This window comes from Planifilum fimeticola (assembly GCF_003001905.1).
GTDB classification, from domain to species: domain Bacteria; phylum Bacillota; class Bacilli; order Thermoactinomycetales; family DSM-44946; genus Planifilum; species Planifilum fimeticola.
The window spans coordinates 49425-67173 of sequence record NZ_PVNE01000020.1 but is presented as its reverse complement, the minus strand read 5'-3'; the positions used below and the strand labels follow the sequence as shown (position 1 = coordinate 67173).

The 17749-nt window shown below is 58.6% G+C and carries 18 protein-coding genes; all 18 read right to left on the bottom strand.

The features are described from left to right. Positions 1–156: 156 nt before the first annotated feature. Complete coding sequence (gene steA, locus CLV97_RS12405) at positions 157–1317, bottom strand: putative cytokinetic ring protein SteA (protein ID WP_106345841.1); 1161 nt, start codon at positions 1315–1317, stop codon at positions 157–159. A 523-nt stretch (positions 1318–1840) separates the two neighbouring features. Then, on the bottom strand, positions 1841–2620 hold the full coding sequence (gene spo0A / locus CLV97_RS12395) for a sporulation transcription factor Spo0A (RefSeq protein WP_106345839.1): 780 nt from the start codon (positions 2618–2620) through the stop codon (positions 1841–1843). An 81-nt stretch (positions 2621–2701) separates the two neighbouring features. Then, on the bottom strand, positions 2702–4048 hold the full coding sequence (gene spoIVB / locus CLV97_RS12390; RefSeq protein ID WP_425440570.1) for a SpoIVB peptidase: 1347 nt from the start codon (positions 4046–4048) through the stop codon (positions 2702–2704). A gap of 156 nt (positions 4049–4204) precedes the next feature. Continuing rightward, positions 4205–5890, bottom strand: a complete 1686-nt coding sequence (gene recN / locus CLV97_RS12385) for a DNA repair protein RecN (protein ID WP_106345838.1) — start codon at positions 5888–5890, stop codon at positions 4205–4207. A gap of 35 nt (positions 5891–5925) precedes the next feature. After that, entirely contained in the window at positions 5926–6375 is a 450-nt protein-coding gene (ahrC, locus tag CLV97_RS12380) for a transcriptional regulator AhrC/ArgR (protein ID WP_106345837.1), read from the bottom strand. Next, positions 6372–7256, bottom strand: coding sequence for an NAD(+)/NADH kinase (locus CLV97_RS12375; protein WP_106345836.1), 885 nt, complete (start codon positions 7254–7256; stop codon positions 6372–6374). Before CLV97_RS12375 ends, ahrC begins: the two co-directional genes overlap by 4 nt. A gap of 29 nt (positions 7257–7285) precedes the next feature. Continuing rightward, on the bottom strand, positions 7286–7804 hold the full coding sequence (locus CLV97_RS12370) for a hypothetical protein (protein ID WP_106345835.1): 519 nt from the start codon (positions 7802–7804) through the stop codon (positions 7286–7288). Between the two features lie 60 nt (positions 7805–7864). After that, positions 7865–8707, bottom strand: coding sequence for a TlyA family RNA methyltransferase (locus tag CLV97_RS12365; protein ID WP_106345834.1), 843 nt, complete (start codon positions 8705–8707; stop codon positions 7865–7867). A gap of 35 nt (positions 8708–8742) precedes the next feature. Continuing rightward, complete coding sequence (dxs, locus tag CLV97_RS12360; RefSeq protein ID WP_106345833.1) at positions 8743–10632, bottom strand: 1-deoxy-D-xylulose-5-phosphate synthase; 1890 nt, start codon at positions 10630–10632, stop codon at positions 8743–8745. Further along, on the bottom strand, positions 10613–11227 hold the full coding sequence (locus CLV97_RS12355) for a hypothetical protein (protein WP_106345857.1): 615 nt from the start codon (positions 11225–11227) through the stop codon (positions 10613–10615). Before CLV97_RS12355 ends, dxs begins: the two co-directional genes overlap by 20 nt. 768 nt (positions 11228–11995) lie before the next feature. Next, positions 11996–12892 (bottom strand): polyprenyl synthetase family protein, encoded by an 897-nt coding sequence (locus CLV97_RS12350; protein WP_106345832.1) that lies wholly within the window; start codon positions 12890–12892, stop codon positions 11996–11998. Beyond that, positions 12893–13156, bottom strand: a complete 264-nt coding sequence (xseB, locus tag CLV97_RS12345) for an exodeoxyribonuclease VII small subunit (RefSeq protein ID WP_106345831.1) — start codon at positions 13154–13156, stop codon at positions 12893–12895. Continuing rightward, the gene (gene xseA / locus CLV97_RS12340) at positions 13149–14507 is read right to left on the bottom strand and encodes an exodeoxyribonuclease VII large subunit (RefSeq protein ID WP_106345830.1); all 1359 of its coding nucleotides are present in this window, start codon (positions 14505–14507) and stop codon (positions 13149–13151) included. The genes xseB and xseA overlap by 8 nt, the downstream gene beginning before the upstream one ends. 21 nt (positions 14508–14528) lie before the next feature. Further along, on the bottom strand, positions 14529–15398 hold the full coding sequence (folD, locus tag CLV97_RS12335; protein ID WP_106345829.1) for a bifunctional methylenetetrahydrofolate dehydrogenase/methenyltetrahydrofolate cyclohydrolase FolD: 870 nt from the start codon (positions 15396–15398) through the stop codon (positions 14529–14531). Between the two features lie 91 nt (positions 15399–15489). Next, positions 15490–16461, bottom strand: a complete 972-nt coding sequence (locus tag CLV97_RS12330) for a tRNA (adenosine(37)-N6)-threonylcarbamoyltransferase complex transferase subunit TsaD (protein WP_106345828.1) — start codon at positions 16459–16461, stop codon at positions 15490–15492. Continuing rightward, on the bottom strand, positions 16461–16889 hold the full coding sequence (gene nusB, locus CLV97_RS12325; protein WP_106345827.1) for a transcription antitermination factor NusB: 429 nt from the start codon (positions 16887–16889) through the stop codon (positions 16461–16463). Before nusB ends, CLV97_RS12330 begins: the two co-directional genes overlap by 1 nt. Before the next feature lie 46 nt (positions 16890–16935). Then, positions 16936–17166, bottom strand: a complete 231-nt coding sequence (locus tag CLV97_RS12320) for a DUF2273 domain-containing protein (RefSeq protein WP_245891535.1) — start codon at positions 17164–17166, stop codon at positions 16936–16938. Between the two features lie 14 nt (positions 17167–17180). Next, positions 17181–17717: an alkaline shock response membrane anchor protein AmaP gene (gene amaP / locus CLV97_RS12315; protein WP_106345826.1), complete on the bottom strand. Its 537-nt coding sequence runs from the start codon at positions 17715–17717 to the stop codon at positions 17181–17183. Between the last annotated feature and the right edge of the window lie 32 nt (positions 17718–17749).

Sequence of the window (17749 nt, the reverse complement as noted above, 5' to 3'; positions counted from 1 at the left end):
TCAGTTCTTCCAGATTGATATATTGAAACATCGCCATTTGGTTGCTCTTTTTTCCAAGCATCGAATCGTTCCTTTCGTTACAACTTTGAACCTCTGAATCCCTTCGACATTCAATCCCATATTCCCGCCAATATCGATGCTTTTTTCACAATGCTTCTAGGTGACAAGCATTTTCAGATGCAGCCACAGCATCCGGAACAGGTGGCGGGCTCCCGGATTGATGGCGGCGAGCGCCATCACCGGAAAGGCCGAAGCCACCCCCAACAGGGAGAGTTCCCGCCAACGCATTCGGCTGCGGTAAAGCTGGTTGACCCCCTTGGCATCCACCAGCTTGGTTCCGATTTTCATCCGGACCAACAGCGTGCTGGCCATCCCTTTTCTGCCCTTCTCCAAAAAATCAACCATGTTGGTATGGGTTCCGAGGGCGACGATCAAATCCGCCCCCTTCTCATAGGCAAGCAGCATCGCCACATCCTCGCTGGTACCCACCGAGGGGAGAATGTGAGGGTTTATTTTCAAAGTCTTCACCCGATCCAGCCCCGGAGCTCTCCCGTCCGGATAGGCATGAACCACCACTTCCGCACCGCAGAGAAGGGCCCAGTCGGATACGGAATCCATGTCCCCGACGATGATGTCGGGGCGGTATCCGTTTTCGAGAAGCGCATCCGCTCCGCCGTCCACGGCGATCAGGACCGGTTTCACTTCTTCGATATAGGATCGGAGCGCATACAGATCCGCTTTGTAGCCCGCCCCGCGGACCACAATGATCACATGCCGCCCGCGGATTTCCGTCTTGAGGGGAGGCACGGGAAAGGACCGGATGACGAACTGTTTCTCCTTTTCGGCATAGCGCAGGGTATTCTCGATAAAGCGTTCCAGAGTGAATGCCATGTTCGATTTCGCCTGCTCCAACTTCCGATCCAGAAGATCGGCCGTGAGACGCTGGCCGCGGCCGAAGGTGACCTTTTCGCCGCGGGAATCCCAACTGCCGAAGCAATCCCCTTCGATCCACAGAGGCATCCCGTCTTCCAGCTGCTCCAGGACATTCCCCGTATTGTCCAGGACCGGAATGTGGGCGGCCAGAAGCCTTCCCGGCCCCGGCGTGGGATAGATTCCGCTGATGGATTCGGCTCCGTTGATCACCGCGCGAACCCGCTTTTCAATCAGGCCCATCGCCGCAACCTCGTCCAGATCCCGATGGTGAATCACGGCGATTTGTCCCGGGCGGATCCGTTTTAAAAGATGTTTCGTTTTTCGGTCGACCACCGCCGTTCCGACGATTTCGCCGTGTCGGTGTCGCGTCGCCCAGTGAAGCATGTCGGAGTGACTCCTTTTTCTTGCTTCCCTGGGGTTAGTATGCGTGTCCCCTCCATTTTCATACAAAAAGCCCCCGGTATGACGGGAACTCTAAATTTCGCCCGGTATCGCCATTGTACCGTCTCGCCGTTCAGCGTCCGCCTTTTCGAATGTCGAAACGGCTGTTCACCGTTCTCCGTCGTCGCCGCGAAGGCTGAAATGAAAAGGGCCTATGCCGCCGTATTTATTTTTCGAGCGCATCCCGGATATCCGGATGCATGAACGTGTTCACCGATAAGTTCGGCGGATTCTCGAGGGCTATGTTATCCCAGTTGATTTTCTTCCGCTGATTCTCGCGGCGTTCACCAGCGCTTGAAGTGATCGACTCGTTTTGATTCGATCCAAATAAATACGCCCCCGCACCCGTGGCGGATTCGCCAACGGATACGGGGGCGTCGTGCGCCGCGCTGACGCGGGTATATCGGTCGCACGTTTTCTGATGTCGATCGAATATCTGCCGGCTCAAGAGGCGGCAGATCGCCTTTCATCCCACCTTGTGCTCGATTCGCAGGCGATCCGCCACCATGGCGATGAACTCGCTGTTGGTGGGTTTGGCCTTGGTCACATTGATGGTGTAGCCGAACAGGTTGCGGATGGACTCCATGTTCCCCCGGCTCCAAGCCACCTCGATGGCGTGGCGGATGGCCCGCTCCACCCGGCTCGGCGTCGTTTTGTACTTCTCGGCGATCCGGGGATACAGGGTCTTGGTGATGGCGCCCAGCAGTTCCACCTCCCTGTAGACCATGGAGATGGCTTCCCGCAGGTAAAGATACCCCTTGATGTGAGCCGGCACTCCGATCTCGTGGATCATGTGGGTGATGCTTGCATCCAGGTTGGAGGAGCGGGAGCTGGCGCCGTGGGCCGCCTGGACGGGTGCCGCCGCCCCCTGAATCCCCTGCACTTGTCGGATGCGGTCGGTGAGAACGTCCAGATCAAAGGGCTTCAGTATGTAGTATGCGGCACCCAGTTCCACCGCCCGCTGTGTCACATTTTCCTGACCGAAGGCGGTGAGCATGATTATTTTGGGAACTCTCTGAAACTTTTTTTCTTGAAGTTTTTCCAAAACGCCCAATCCGTCGAGATGGGGCATGATAATATCCAGTACCAGAACGTCGGGCATCTGCCTCGACAATTGTTCCATCACTTCGTTCCCGTTGTATGCCACTCCGATGACTTCCATGTCGCTTTGGGCCGACAAATGCTCCCGGAGCATCTGGGCGAATTCCCGATTGTCATCGGCCAACAGGACCCGGATTTTATCCACTGCCAAACCTCCCCCTCTCACGATCTATGAATTTCCTTCGACAGGGGACTGATCAATTCCTCCAAATAGACATCATTTTTTCTATAAATTACCGTATAAAAAAAGGGACTCTTGTCGAGCCCCGTTTGTGAATATCCCCGCATCCTGAAGCATCCACTCGATAAACGTTCCGTAACCGGTGGTCGGGTCATTGACGAACACGTGGGTGACGGCCCCCACCAATTTCCCGTCCTGCAGGATGGGACTGCCGCTCATCCCCTGCACAATCCCCCCCGTTTTGGAGAGCAGGCGAGGATCCGTCACTTTGACGATCATTCCCTTCGTCGCCGGCCCCCTCTGGTGATTCACATGCACAATCTCGATGTCAAATCGCTCCACCTTTTCTCCTTCGACGACGGTCAAGATTTCAGCCGGCCCTTCTTTCACCTGTTCGTTCAAGGCCACCGGAACCGGCTCGGAAAGGAATCCGTTTTCGGGGCGTTTCAATATGTTCCCGAAGATGCCAAAAGGTGTGTTTTTTGTTATAGTTCCCAAAACCTGATGCTCCTGAAAGAAGATGGCTCGCTTCTCACCGGGTTCTCCGGAAGTTCCTTTCCGGATCGAATTGACGTTGGAACGGACGATTTTTCCTCCCCCGACGGATATGGGTTTTCCCGTGTCCATGTCGGAAATCACATGGCCCAGGGCTCCGTAAACTTTCCGCTCCGGATCGTAAAAGGTGAGCGTGCCCACACCCGCCGCGGAATCGCGGATGTACAGGCCGATGCGGTAAACCTTTTCCTTGGGATCATAGGCCGGATGAAGACGGGCCCTTTTTTTCTGGCCATCCCTCATGATCAGGACATCGATCGGCAGCCTCTTCTCTCCCGCTTCGCGAACCGCCTCGGCCACCTGGTTCACATCCCGGATGGCCCGACCGTTCATTTCCAAAATATAATCCCCGGCCCGGATATCTGCCCGTTCACCCGGCGATTTTCCGTCCTCGCTGCCCGGAACGCGGTGATGGCCCACCACCAGGACCCCCTGGGACCGAAGTTTCACCCCGATCGACTGGCCTCCAGGTATGACGCGAATATCGGGCAAAACGCGGACATTTAACGTCTTCAGCGGAAGGGTTCCGAACAAGCGAAGGGTAAGCCGGGTATGACCCCTCTTTTTGGAAAACAGGGTGAAAGGATGATGCAAATCGACGGGGACGGACGCTTGATCCGCTCCATTGACCGTCAGGATGTCGGGATCGGCCACATCAGCCGTCACCGTGGCGGGGATGGTTAAGCGAAGCTGTTCCCGATTTCCGGAAAACAGGCGCAACTCGGTGGGGAAAGAAGTGAACTGGCGGAAAAATGACGTGGTACTTCCAAGAACCAGCATCAGCACCAGGAGAATTCCCACCCACTGCTGTCTCTTCCATTGTGGCAAGCTGATCACTCTCCTGCGCCTCCTGCCCTCGCCCCCCTGTTTTGGATTGTTGTGTCTTCCGTATCCTTAAGGTGTCCGTGCGGCTTCTTTTTATGACCGGTAAATAACTGCTGCGCCGGTCGCTCCTGCATGTATCGGAAAGCGACCGGCGCAGCCGATTTTCCTCTAGGTAGCTTGTTTCATCCGCTCGGCCAGACGCAGCATTTCCTCCGCATGCCGGCGTGTCGTCGTCGTCACTTCCACTCCGCCCAACATGCGAGCCAGCTCCGTCGCCCGGCCCTCGGCGTTTAATCGCTCGACCCGGGTCCGCGTCTTTTGATCGGAAACCTCCTTGACAATGAGGTAGTGATGATCAGCCATGCATGCCACCTGGGGCAGATGCGTGATGCACAACACCTGATTTTTCCGCGCCAGACCGGCCATCTTCTCGGCGATGGACTGCGCCGCCCGGCCGCTCACCCCGGTGTCGATCTCATCAAAAACCACGGTGTCGATGGGATCCACATCGATAAAAATCGTTTTCAACGCCAACATCAGCCTGGACAATTCCCCGCCGGATGCGATCTTGGCAAGCGGGCGAAGCGGTTCTCCGGGGTTGGGGGCGATTTGAAACTCCACCCGATCGCAACCGGTGGGGGTGAAGCCGCGTTCCGAGGGTTGCAGGGCGACCCGGAAGGCGGTGTTGGCCATGTTGAGGTCGGACAATTCCTCTTCCATCCGCCGTTCCAGCCGCTCGGCCGCCCGTTTCCGGGCCGATGTCAACCGGCTCGCCACGCTCTTAAGCTCTTCCCGGACGGCCTCCAATTTCCGCTTCACTTCTTCCCGGTTTTCATCCCGGTTCCTCAGTTCTTCCAGCTCTTCGGCGACGGCCTCTCCGTAGGCCAAAATGGATTCGATCGTATCTCCGTACTTCCGTTTCAGTTGGTGAATCAGATCAAGGCGCTCCTCCACTTGGTTCAGCCGTTCCGGTTCAAACTCCAATTCGTCCCGATAACGACCGAGGAGGCGGATCGCTTCTTCCACCTGATAAACGGCGGACTGCACCAGTTCCAATACGGGGCCGACCGATTCGTCGTATCGGACGATTTCCTCCAGATGATTCAAGGCGTTTTGGAGAGAATCGTTCCCCCGCCCTTCCGCATACAACTCCTCGAAGGCATCTCCCGCCGCTTTCACCAGCTTTTCCGCATTGACAAGCCGGTTCCGCTCCTGCTCCAGCTCCTGATCCTCCCCTGCCGTCAGGTTGGCGGCGGCAATTTCCTGCAGCTGGTAGTTGAGCAGATCGATGCGCCGCGCCGTTTCCCGCTCGTCCGATGTCAACCGTTCCAGTTCTTTTTCCAAGGCCCTGTACTCGTTATACAGGGCCTCGTACTCTCCTCGCAGATCCTTCAGGGTTTGATCCCCGAAGGCGTCCAGCCATTCCAAATGCTCCTCGGTCCGCAAAAGGGACTGATGTTCGTGCTGACCGTGGATGTCCAGCAGGGATCGACCAACCTTCTTCAGCATCGAAAGGGTGACCGGGCTCCCGTTGATCCGACACGTGCTTTTTCCGCTTGCGCTGATCTCCCGCCGGATCAGAAGTTCCTCTTCCGGTTCCAAGCCCATCTCCCCGAGGATTCCGCAAACGGGATGATCGGCGGAAATTTCAAACAGCGCCTCGATCTCCGCCTTTTTTTCACCGTGCCGCACGAAATCGGCGGAGGCTCGTCCACCCACCGCCAAGCTGAGGGCATCGATCAGTATCGATTTCCCAGCCCCCGTTTCCCCGGTCAAGACGTGAAACCCGTCTTCGAAGGATAACCGGACGTGTTCAATGATGGCGAAATGTCGAATGGAAAGTTCTTTCAACATGTGTGACCACCCCTGAACGGCAGCCCTGAGCCCTTTTAGAGCATGTCGATGAATCGGTTGACGAGTTCGGGAACTTTTTCCCGATCCCGGCAGATGATCAATATGGTGTCGTCCCCGGCGATCGTTCCGATGATCTCCGGCCAATCCAGATTGTCGATGAGCGCCCCAACCGCGTTGGCGTTGCCCGGCAACGTCTTCATGACGATCAGGTTTTCGCTTTTTTCGATGCCCACGAAGGATTCCGTCAGCATCCGCTTCAACTTTTGCAGGGGATTAAATCGCTGATCCGCGGGGAGAGAGTATTTGTAACGGCCGTTATTGGTGGGCACCTTGACCAGGTGAAGCTCCTTGATATCCCGGGAAACGGTGGCCTGGGTGACATTATAGCCGGCTTTTTTGAGTTCTTCCACCAGTTCCTCCTGGGTTTCGATGTCCTTGGTGGCGATGATTTCCCGAATTTTGATATGACGTTGCGCCTTCATCATCTTTTGTCCTCCCAACCGCCGTCCTCGACGCCGTTGCTCTGCAGCTTCTTGCGCACCACTTCAAAAAAGGTTCGCTCCTTCCACTTGATCAGAGAGGTCACGGATGCAGAGCGGCTCACGCGGATGATGTCATCCACTTCCAACCGGTAACCCAATTGTCCGTCAATGGTCAACCCCATATCCCGGTGCGTGGAACTCACACGGATCTCCAATATCCCGTCGGGCGGGAGAACCATCGGGCGAGCCGTCAGGGTATGGGGACAAATCGGTGTGAGAAGGAGCGTCTGAAGCCCCGGCCACACGATGGGCCCGCCGCAGGAAAGGGAGTAAGCCGTGGAACCCGTGGGGGTGGACACGATCAAGCCGTCGCCCGAATAAGTGCCCAAATAGGCGCCGTCCATGGAAACCGTGCAGGTGATCATCCGGCTGAAGGAGCCCTTGGCAATTCCCACGTCATTCAGGGCAACGCTGGTTTCCATCACGCGGCCGTTGCGAATCACCTCGGCATCGAGCATCATCCGTTCCTCGATGATGTAATCGCCGGCCAAAACCCGTTCCACGGCACTGGATAAACTGTCCGGCTCCGCCTCCGACAAAAATCCGAGGTGGCCCAGGTTGAATCCCAAAATGGGCACCCGGGATTTGGCGAAGCGTCGGGCGATACCCAGGAGCGTCCCGTCTCCGCCGAGGACGAAGACGATATCGACTCGGTCGGGAAACTGATCCAGGGGAAGGCCAAGCTCGGGACGGTCCATCTCCGCGGCGATGTCCGGTTCAAGGTATACCTCCGCCCCCCGCTCTTCGATCAGCCACACCAATTGGCGCGCCACCACCCGCGCTTTCGGTTTCCCTTTGTTGACGGAAATCCCGATTCGGTTCAATGGCTCCCCACCCCATCCAAATATCCGTTTCACCGGAAAAGCAGTGCGATGAGCAAGCCCACCCCGGCGGACAAAAGGTAGGCCGCATAGGAATGCCGACGGGGAAGCCGAAGCCCCTCCATCTCGAAGGTGATGGGTTTGACGCTTCCCTTGTCCGGCTCCACATACAAAATTCCTTCGGGCTGAAAGGCGAGATAATGGGCCAAAAACCGGTCCCTCACCGCAGCCCCGGACAGCCGGAGCGGCTTGCGCGATCTGGCGATGATCACCAGATAGATCTCCTGTTGCCGTCTGGCGATGTAATCGATGTAAAGGCGGCTGTCGTAAATCTTCTCCCCGATGCGCACCGAGACGGGCACCCGCTGTTTTCCGGCAACCACCTCGTAGCCGTGAGCAGCCAACAGGTCCGGCACTTCACCGCTGAAGCCATCGCCCGACTCCGCCCACTGAATGGCGGATTTTGACCGGAAACGAAGCGGGCGGGCAGCGATGGCGACAATGGCTCCGACCAAGAGGAAAAGGACGATCAAATCCCCCTGCTGTAGCATAGGGTCCCCCCTTTTCCTACCTATTCGGAGCCGAAACGAAGAAATCCTTTTTCTGGAGATTCATTTGGAAATGCGTCGATGCGCCGCCTCCACCACCCGTTCCACGTCTTCAGCGGAGACCGTCGGCCGCGGGGAGGACGCCAGGATCAAATGGCTCAAAAACTCGATGTTGCCCTCACCGCCGGCAATCGGCGAAGGTGTGAGGCCAAGCACCCGAAAACCCGACTGCGCCGCCATATCCAGGTGATCCATCAGCACCCTTCGATGAACGGCGGGATCCCGGACGATTCCCCCTTTTCCCACCTGCTCTCTCCCCGCTTCAAATTGGGGCTTGACCAAGGCAACCACCTCCCCGGGCGGGGAGAGGACGCGAGAAAGGGGCGGCAAAATATGGGCGAGAGAGATGAAGGAAACATCGACCGTCCCCATGTCCGGCGGCTCCCCTTTCAAATCCTCCGGGCGAAAATGGCGGAAATTGGTCCGTTCCATGACCACGACCCGGGGGTCCTGACGCAGTTTCCAGGCCAACTGGCCGTAGCCCACATCCACGGCGTACACGATCCGCGCCCCCCGTTGCAAGGCGCAATCGGTAAATCCCCCGGTGGATGCGCCGATGTCGATCACCACCCGGCCGGTCAAATCGATCGAGAAGACCCGGAGCGCCTCCTCCAATTTCAGGCCCCCCCGACTGACATAAGGATGGATCGGTCCTTCCACTTCAATCGGCGCATCCTCCGGGACGCGGGCACCGGGTTTGTCCATCCGCTCCTGACCCACCCGGACCAAACCGGCCATGATCGTTCGCCGTGCCTGCTCACGGCTCGGAGCATATCCCTTTTTGACCAACAACACATCCAGCCGTTCCTTGCCCAACTTGTTCTTCCCGCCTTTGGGGCGGCTCATTCTCGCTTATCGGGAATTTGCCGCCATATACCTTGTTATGCCCTTCTGCGCTTCCGGGGCATCATGCTGCGCCCCTTTTGCACGATGTGATCCACCGTCAGCCCGATCTCCCGCCGCAACTGTTCCACACTCCCGTGTTCGATGAACCGATCCGGAATGGCGAGGCGTTCCACGACCATGTCATGGATTCCCTGCTCCGCGTAAAACTCCAACACGGCGCTGCCGAATCCACCGATCAGACACCCCTCCTCCACGGTCAGCACCGGAATACCTTCGTCGGCGATTTGCATGAGGAGCGATTCATCCAGGGGTTTCGCGAAACGGGCATTGATCACCCGCGGCGAGAAACCTTCCCGGACCAGCTGCTCCGCCGCCCGTTCCGCCAGCGGAACCATGTTGCCGAAGGCGAGCAGGGCGATGTCGCTCCCTTCCCGGATCACCTCGGCTCGTCCGATGGGAAGGGCCTTCAATTCTTCGTCCATTTGGACTCCGATCCCGGAACCGCGGGGGAAGCGAACGGCGACGGGACCGTCGTCATAATGGAGGGCGGTGTACAACATGTGCCGCAGTTCGTTTTCATCCTTCGGCATCATGACCACCATGTTCGGAACGCAGCGCAAAAAGGCGATGTCGAACACGCCCTGGTGCGTCTCTCCGTCGGCTCCGACCAGACCCGCCCGATCCACCGCGAGAACCACGTTCAGATTTTGGCGGGCGATGTCGTGAATCACCTGATCATAGCCCCGCTGCAGGAAGGTGGAATAAATGGCCAACACCGGCTTCATCCCCTGGATGGCGAGACCCGCCGCAAAGGTGGCGGCGTGTTGTTCGGCGATTCCCACGTCAAAACATCGATCCGGAAATCGCTCGGCGAAACCGGTCAGTTTCGAGCCCTCCAGCATGGCGGGAGTGATGGCCACGACCCGCGGATCCCTCTCGGCCAGGCTGACCAGCGTATCGCCAAATACCTTGGCATAATTGGGCCCCTTTGCGGGTTTCGTAATAAACGCCCCGGACTCGATCTTGTAGGGACCCGGGCCGTGATAGGTCACCGAATCCTCCTCCGCGGGTTTGTAACCCTTCCCTTTGACGGTGACCGCATGGACCAACACCGGTCCCGGCGTTTTGGCGGCCTGCCGGAGGCATTCCATCAATTCGTCAATCTTGTGCCCGTCCACGGGACCGAGATAAGTGAAGCCCAATTTTTCAAACAGCACTCCGGAAACCACCAGGTATTTGAGGCTGTCCTTCACCCTCTCCAACGCGCGGGCAAAGGGTTCCCCCACCGTGGGGATTTTTTTCAACAAGAGCTCCACGTCTTTTTTCACCTTATGATAATGCCGGTGGGTACGCAGCCGTCCCAAATAGTTATGCAGAGCACCCACGTTGGGGGAGATGGACATCTCGTTGTCGTTCAGAACGACGATGATATCCTTCTTCTCGTTGCCGATGTGATTGAGAGCCTCCAGGGCCATCCCCCCCGTCAGTGCCCCGTCGCCGATCACAGCGATCACCTTGTAGTCCTCTCCCATCAGATCGCGGGCGGCAGCCATTCCCATGGCGGCGGACAGGGAGGTGCTGCTGTGACCGGTCTCCCAGACGTCGTGCTCGCTCTCCTCCCTTTTGGGAAACCCGGACAATCCTTGATACTGCCTCAGTGTGGGAAAAGCCTCCCGACGGCCGGTGAGGATCTTGTGCACATACACCTGATGGCCCACATCCCAGATCAATTTGTCCCGCGGGCTGTCGAAGAGATAATGAAGTGCAAGGGTGAGCTCCACCACTCCCAGATTGGATGAAAGGTGTCCCCCCGTCACCGAAAGGCTCTCGATCAAGAAACGGCGAATCTCCTCCGCCAACCGGGGAAGCTCTTCCACTGGCAATTGTTTCAACTGTTCCGGAGAATTAATTTTTTCGAGGAGCACGAGAAACGCCTCGCTTTCGCTTTCGTTTCCTGTTATTTTTTGCATTAAACAACCTTATATGAAGCTTGTCTTCCAGGAAAAAGAATAACTTGCCAACCTGAAAGATGATCGGATTGGCATAGTGGATGGAAAGGGTTTTCCCCAGCGCTTTCCATCCGACCGTGAGGGCGGAGATGACGGAGACCAAAAACACGTCCCACACCGTCCGGTCTCCACCCACGTCCATCACCAGGGAACCGACCACGGCGAAGGCGGCGGCGCCGCTGATAATCCCGCAGATATCCCCGATCACATCGTTGCAAAAATTGGAAAACTGATCCGCTCGGCGCAGTATCGCGATGGCATGCCGGGCACCCGGCACCTTTTTTGCTGCCATCGCGTGGAAGGGCCGCTCCGTTCCCGCCGCCGCCGCCGTTCCCAGCATGTCGAAGACCACATTGATCGCCACGATCACCAGTACCACCAACAGCCCGCCGCTCCAGGAGACCCCGTTGAGCAGCGCGGTGGAAACCACCGTCATCACCATGGCCATCAGGGCGGTGACAAAACCGATGAACGCGGCCCATCGAACCGATTTTCGCAGTAATTCGCTCATTGCAGAAACCAGCTCCCCGCCACGGACCCGGCGGCAGTAAAATGCCGGCCGCTCGAGGGCCGGCAACAGATCCCGGCTTGACCAGCCTCTTTCCGGCATGGTCCGCCAACGGACGCATGATATTCTCAAAAGGCTCCAAAAATAAAGAGGGACGGAGTGGTGACTACCCGGGTAAACCCTGCGACTTAGGTCCAGTAGGATTTCCCAAAAGGTCACTCGGTCGTCGCCGACCGAGCGGTTTCCCTTTAAGACCTTCTCGGCGCTGTCGCCAAACGCCGGACTGGATTGCCACTTAGTGCGCACTTCAATCCCCGGATAGCCTTGCATCATGCAAACAGTCTAGGAGTTTTCCTCGACGGCACCGCTCCTCCCCCTAGCCTCTTTTGCAGTGCAGGTTTCAGCGGAGCCGCTTACAGGCTACGCCTCCCCGCTGCACCACTCAAGGCAGGCTACACTGCACACAGTTTTTATCCCGCATGCAGGTTCATCCCCCAAGCCGTCCCCGATGGCTCATTGACCATTGAGCACGCACTTGGGCCTCCGCGGAAGAAGGGTCAACGCCCACATGCCCTTGTGGATCGCCCCCCTTCCTTAACTCTCAGCATCAACCCCCGACTGGGCGTCGGAAGCCAACACCAAGAACTTCATCGATGTGCCCTTTGACGGATTTTTAGCCCCGCCTTCAGGGGAGACGGGCCGACTAGAATACTGCACCACTCCTCGGCTAACCTCCATTATAACACACTCGATAATAGGCGACAATGACGCTCACTTTTCGCGAAGGGCGAAGTAATCGGCGACCTGCATCAGCCGCTCGGTATTCATTCCGCAGGGGCGGGTGAGCAACTGCTTCGCCTCCTCCACGGTCCTGCGGAGCAGCTCGCGGGACTTTTCCAATCCGATCAACGACGGATAAGTCGCTTTGTTTTTCGCCTGATCGCTGCCGACGGGTTTTCCGATCGTCTGCTGATCTCCGGCGACGTCCAGGATGTCGTCCTGAATCTGAAAAGCCAGTCCCAAAAGGCCCGCGAAGGAAGTGAGGAGCTCGAGCTGATCTTCCGTGGAGCCGGAGACGACGGCGCCGAGGCGAACCGAATAGACGATGAGATCCCCCGTCTTCCCCCGATGGATCGCCTCCAGTTCGGAAAGGGAAAGCCGGCGGTTCTCACCCTGGATATCCAGCACCTGTCCCCCCACCATCCCTTCGGCACCGGAACGCCGGGAACATTCCTCAATCAAAGCGAGGGCGGTCTCCGCCGGAAGTCCCGCCTCCCTGGCCGCCCGCGCCAAGAGACCGAAAGCTTTGGTGAGCAGCGCATCCCCGGCCAAGATGGCCATCGCCTCGCCGAAAACCTTATGATTGGTCGGCTTGCCGCGGCGGAAATCGTCGTCATCCATCGCGGGCAGATCGTCATGGATCAAGGAATAGGTATGAATCATCTCCACGGCGCCGGCAAAGGGAAGAGCCCTCTCCGCCGGACACCCGAGGGCCTCGGCGGTAGCCAGCACCAGGATGGGGCGCAACCGCTTCCCTCCCGCCAGCAAGGAATAAGCCATCGCCTCACGGAGCGGCCGGGGAACATCCGTCCAGCTCTCCACTTCCCTCTGCAGGAATCGGTGCACCTCTTCGGCCCTCGATTCCAGGTATTTTTCAATCGGTTCCACTTATTCCGCGTCCTCCTCAGGCCGGAAGGGCCTTTTCACCCAATCCCCGTTTTCCCTCAGCAGGATTTCCACCTGCTGCTCCGCCCGCTCCAGCCTCTGGCCGCAAAGGCGGGCGAGGCGCATGCCTTCCTCAAAGAGGCGGATGGATTCCTCCAGGGAGGTTTCGCCGCTTTCCAGCCGCTCCACCACCTGTTCCAACCGCTCGATCGCTTCCTCGAAGGAAAGCGCTTCCCGGTCCTGCTTCTTTTCCAAGGGTTCACTCATCGGACAACGCCTCCCGTCCCCACACTTGACAATCGATCCGCCCGTCGGCGAGCCGGACCCGGATGAGATCTCCGGGCTCCACGTCCGAGACGGACTGAATCAGCCGATCTTCCCCGTAGCGATATACGAGAGAATATCCCCGCCGCATCACCTTGAGCGGGCTGAGGCTGTCCAGCTTCCCTACCCGGTTTTCCCAAAGGGCGCGTCGATTGTGCAGAAGATTGATCATCCCCGCCGCGCACGACCGCTCCAACCGGCCAAGCCGCTCCCTGAGGGAGGAGATCCTCTCCGTCGGGCGACGAGCCCCGAGTCGGGCGACCAAATGCCCCAGTTCGCTGCGCCTCGCGTCCAGGCAGGTCCGAAAGGATTTCTCCAGATCCCAAACCAATTGATCCAGCCGCTGGTCCTGCTGTTTGAGCCTCACCCGGGGATGCTGGAAGGCCGGACGGTTTGTCAAGGATTCCAGCCGCTCCCGCTTGCGGATCAGAAGCTTATCCAGGGAGCGCACCAGGCGATCCGCGAGCAGGGCAAGCCGCTCCTCCAGATCCCGAAGGGCCGGGGCGACCAATTCGGCGGCGGCCGTCGGGGTGGCCGCCCGGACATCGGCCACCAGGTCGGCAATGGTCACGTCCGTCTCATGCCCCACCGCGGACACCACGGGAATGCGCGAACGGGATATGCTGCGGGCGACAACCTCTTCATTGAAGGCCCACAACTCCTCAAGGGATCCTCCTCCCCTGCCCACAATCAGCACATCCACCTCATCCCGCCGATTCACGAGCTCCAGGGTTTCGGCAATCGCCCGGGGGGCCTCCTCCCCCTGGACGGGAACGGGATAAATCAAAATCCGGGCGATCGGAAAGCGCCGGCGCAAAGTGGTGATGATGTCCTGGACGGCAGCGCCGCCGGGAGAGGTGATGACGCCGATTCGCCGCGGCAGAAAGGGAAGGGTTTTTTTCAGCTCGGGTGCGAAAAGCCCCTCGGCCTCCAATTTCTCCTTCAGCCTCTGAAAGGCCACATAAAGCTCCCCGACACCGTCGGGTTGCATCTCCAAGACATACAGCTGAAGCAGGCCGTCTCTTTCATAGACAGACACATAGCCCCGGGCCAACACCTGGTCGCCGTCGCGGGGCATGAACCGAAGGCGGCGGTTGTTTCCGGAAAACATCACCGCCCTTATCCGGCTGTTTTCATCCTTCAGGGTGAAATACATGTGCCCGCGGACGTGGTGATGAAAATTGGAAATCTCCCCGCGGACCCATACCGAAAAAAGACCCTCGTCCTCCTCCAAAACCGTGCGCAGATATCGCACCAGCTCGGTAACCGACAGCGCCTGCCGCTCGGATAACATTCTTCCGTCCTCCAAGATCCTCTAGCCTTGACCGATCCCGGCCGTCCGCTCCGCCGCCCGGACCGTGTTGACCAAAAGCATCGCCCGGGTCATCGGCCCCACGCCGCCGGGAACGGGCGTGATATGCGAAGCGATCGGACGGACCGCTTCAAAATCCACATCCCCCGTCAATCGGCCCTCCTCCGTTCGGTTGATTCCCACGTCGATGACCACGGCATTCGGACCGACGTGCTCCGGTCCGATCACATGGGCCTTTCCCACGGCAACCACCAGGATGTCGGCCCTCCGGGTGTGGGCCGAAAGGTCTTTCGTCTTGGAATGGCACATGGTGACGGTGGCATTCGCTTGCTGAAGAAGAATGGAGATCGGCTTTCCGACAATGTTGCTCCTGCCGACCACCACCGCATGCTTTCCGGCGACGGAGATTCCGGTGCGCCGGAGCATTTCCATGATCCCGTAGGGGGTGCACGGTAGGAAGGCCTCCTGACCGATCACCATTTTCCCCACGTTGATCGGATGAAACCCGTCCACATCCTTTTCCGGCCGAATGCGATGGATGACCCGTTCGGCGGAAATATGCCGGGGAAGCGGCAGCTGCACCAAAATGCCGTGGAACGAGGGATCCTCGTTCAGGCGATCGATCTGACGGAGCAAAACCTCTTCCGGAGTGTTCTCCGGCAATCGGACCAATTCCGAACGGATCCCCACATCGCGACAATCCCGAATTTTCCCCCGCACGTAAGTCTCGGAAGCGGGATCGTCTCCCACGAGGATCACCGCCAATCCGGGCCGGATGCCGGACTCCGAATCCAGCCGGTCGATCCGGGCCGCGAGTTCCCGCTTCACATCCGCAGCCATCGATTTTCCGTCAATCAGTTGTCCAGCCGCCAATCAAATGCTCCTCTCTGTTTAGGGACTGACCCTTTTTTTCTTGAACACAGTGTATCCTTTTTACAAATCGAAGTAAAGAAACGAAAGCGATTTATCCCGACTGCCTTCGCCACATTTCCAGTCCGATCCGGGCTACCCCGAAGCCGTTGTCCCCCGAATAACGGGGATCGGCGAAATGAAGGCGCGCCCCCACCGCCGGATGCTCCAGGCGAAGGCGCAATCGCTCGCGAATCAGTCCGTTGGCGGCCACTCCCCCGACGATCAGCACGGTGCGGCAGTATCCGGACCGGAACGCGTTCAAAAGCCACCGTTCCAAGGTGTTGGCGATGCAGCGCAGGGTGGCGAAAGCGATCCCCTCGGGAGCCAATTCCCCTTTTTCCCACATCCGGAGCAAGGCGGTCTCCGGACCCGAAAAGGAACAATCCAGCCCCCGGACCGCCGACGCGACCGTCACCGGCGAACCCTCATAGCCAAGCGCCAATTTCTCCAACGTAGGGCCGGCGGGAAAGGGAAGACCCATCGCCACGCCCACCCGATCCACCAGCTGGCCGGCGTTCAGATCCCTCGTTCCGCCGAGCCGGTTGATCTCATAACCCTCATCTTTTTTCGCCACCTGCAACAGCTCGGTGGTGCCGCCGGAGAGATGGACCGCTAAAAAGGAATTCTCCGTCAGCGGAGGGCTGGCCGTGGCGACACCTGCGGCGATGTGCCCTTCCTGGTGCGTGGTCTTGCAAAAAGGAATTCCCCACGCCTTGGACAAGGAAAAGCCCCAGGAAAGCCCCACCTCGAAGACCGGCATGTAGGATTCTTCCTGCGGCCGGGGAGCCCGGCTGGCGGAGACCGCTACAACCCGGACATCCTGCAGGTTCATTCGGGAAAGCAGGCGCGGGAGATTTCGAACGTGGCCAAACACGGCGGTGGATTGCTGAAGACCGCGCTCTCCCCGGGGCACCTCCAAACCCTTCCGCTCGTCAAACAAGGGATTTCCTTCCTCGTCGACGAGACAGAGCGAGGTGAAATAATTGCTCGTGTCAATCCCGAGCACCGCCGGACGCTTTCCCATCACGAACCCTCCGCCGCCAGCCGTTTCAGGATGGCCTCGATATTCTCCACGACCCCTCCCAGCACTCCGTTGACGAAACGGCCCGAATTCTCGTCACCGAAGGTCTTGGCCAGCTCGACCGCCTCATTGAGGGTCACGCCGTACGGGATCTCCGTTTCAAAGAGCAATTCATACACCGCCATTCGCAAAATCGAACGGTCAACGACCGCCAACCGGGAAAGGGACCAGCCCCTTTTGAGGTGCTGTCCGATCACCGGATCGATGACCTGCCGTTTCTCCCACACGCCGCGCACCAAACGCCAAAAAAAGGAGCGTTCCTGATCCGGTACTTCCTCCGCCAGACTCTGAATCCCTTCCCCTTCCTCTCCCCGCACATCGGACTGATACAGCGCCTGGAGCGCTTTTTCCCTGGCCACTCTTCGACTCATATCCTCACCACCTCGAAAAAAGACCCGGGCCGTGGACAGCCGGGTCCTATTTGCGAATCCATTTGTCCGAGAGAATGGTAGACACCACCTTTTCCAAATCCTCCCGGCGATCCAACCGCCAGCCCCACAGATAACCCAACCCGACGAACATCGCAAACACCACCGTTTTCCAGAAGCCGACGATAAGATAGATGAATCCCAGAACAAATCCGAAAAGCGTGCCCACCATTCGGCCGCCATGCGTCTCAAACAACTTCTCCCAAGGGATAAAGTTCAAGAGGGATCACCGCCTTAATCGACACGGATGCGGGAGCGCTCAGGCTGAACCGTGTCCTTCACCAGCACCGATACCTGACTCACTTCCACCCCGGCAATCTCCTCCACCTGCTTTTTCACAATTCGTTGCAGCTCTTCGGAAAGGAGCTGAATCGGGGTTTCCCCGTCCACCGTGATTTTCAGGCCGATGCCGACGGACGAGGGCGAATCGCTGGAAAACCGGACCCGCGCCGTCAAGTCGCGGATTCCCTTTACCCCGCGGGCCGCTTTCGACGCGATGCTCTCCAACGTATCCAGGGAGATGCGGATGTAGCCGAACTCCGTCAGGCGGTCCACCCCTTCGTCCTTCGGCCCCCACATGGCCGAAAACAACAGACGAAGGCTCGACAGGAAGAGAAGCAGGCCGATCACCGCAACCGTCCACCGGAAGTGAGGAGTTTCCCAGACCCATTCCAGGGGCGCCGCTCCCGCTTTGGCGAGGGCTACAACGGCGGACAGGACGGCAACAACCAGGCTGTGAAGAATCAGGAGGAGTCTGTCGAACAGACTCATATCCCCTCCCCCTTCCGAATCATTACTCGCGG